Annotated in this window: 1 protein-coding gene and 1 pseudogene; both read right to left on the reverse strand. The window is 68.0% G+C overall.

Going from position 1 to position 1,249, the window contains the following annotated elements:
- Positions 1-100 precede the first annotated feature (100 nt).
- Positions 101-921, reverse strand: a pseudogene (locus tag AB0F98_RS31725) (IS5 family transposase).
- Between the two features lie 16 nt (positions 922-937).
- The coding region (locus AB0F98_RS31730) for an IS110 family transposase (protein ID WP_357743242.1) at positions 938-1,249 on the reverse strand (312 nt) is incomplete at its 5' end.

The raw sequence follows: 1,249 nt of genomic DNA on the forward strand, positions 1-1,249 counted from the left end.
AGAGTCGCCCCCGCGTGTCCTCCCGGACCCGTCCTGGCCAGCTTCGCGTCGGCCACCATCTGCCGGTAGACGATGTCGGACAGACGCCGCTTTAGAGGTCCTAACAAATTCGTGCGACGTGTCGGTACGTGATGATGCAGGTGGCGAGGGCGAGGAAGGCTTCGTGGATGTCGTCGCGGCGTTCCCAGCGGATGCGTAGTCGTCGCATGCCGTGGTACCAGGCGATCGTCCGCTCGATTACCCACCGGAACACTCCGAGTCCGGATCCGTGGGGCTGGCCGCGGCGGGCGATGCGCGGGCGGATGCCCTTGCCGCGTACCGCCTTGCGGTACTTGTCGTGGTCGTAGGCGCGGTCGGCGAAGAGCTGGTCGGGGCGCTGTCGGGGGCGTCCGCGTCGTCCGCGTACCGGCGGGATCTTGTCGATCAGCGGGAGCAGTTGAGTGACGTCGTTGCGGTTGCCGCCGGTCAGTGACACGGCCAAGGGGATGCCGGCGCCCTCGGTCAGGACGTGGTGCTTCGAGCCCGGGCGGGCGCGGTCGACCGGGCTCGGGCCGCTTTTGGGCCACGTCGGGCGGCCCGCACATGCGAGGAGTCGATCACGGCGCGAGACCAGTCGAGCTTGCCGGCTGCCTGCAGCTCGGCCAGGAGCAGCTCGTGCAGCCGCTGCCACACTCCGGCCCGGTTCCATTCCTCCAGCCGCCGCCAGCAGGTCATCCCCGAGCCGAACCCCAACTCCTGGGGCAGGAACTCCCACTGGATACCGGTGTGCAGCACGAACAAGATCCCGCACAGCACCTGCCGGTCCGGGATCCGCTTACGTCCCGGGTGCCGCGGATTGCGCTCACGTTTGGGCAGCAACGGCTCGATGCGCTGCCACAGCCCGTCCGGCACGATCCACGGCGGCTGCTCACCACGCCTCACGACGCGACATCGTAGATCACCCTCTACAAGGGATGACAGGTCTAGAGATCATTTTGTTAGGAACTCTTAGTGCCCGTAGGGCCTCCATCGGGGTCTTGCCCGCGGCTAGTCTGCGCCGGTAGTAGCGGCGTCCTTCGGTGTCACGGCGCAGCTGGACGATGGCCATGATGTGCAAGGCCCGGTTGATGCGCCGGTTCCCGGCTCTGGAGAGCCGGTGCCGGTTCTGCTCGCCGGACGAGGCGTCGATCGGTGCGGTGCCGTTCCACGAGGCGAAGTGGGCGCGGCTGGTGAACCGGGCGATGTCTGCGATGTCGCCGAGCAGGCGGGC

The organism is Micromonospora sp. NPDC023737 (assembly GCF_040639715.1).
Classification (GTDB): Bacteria; Actinomycetota; Actinomycetes; order Mycobacteriales; family Micromonosporaceae; genus Micromonospora.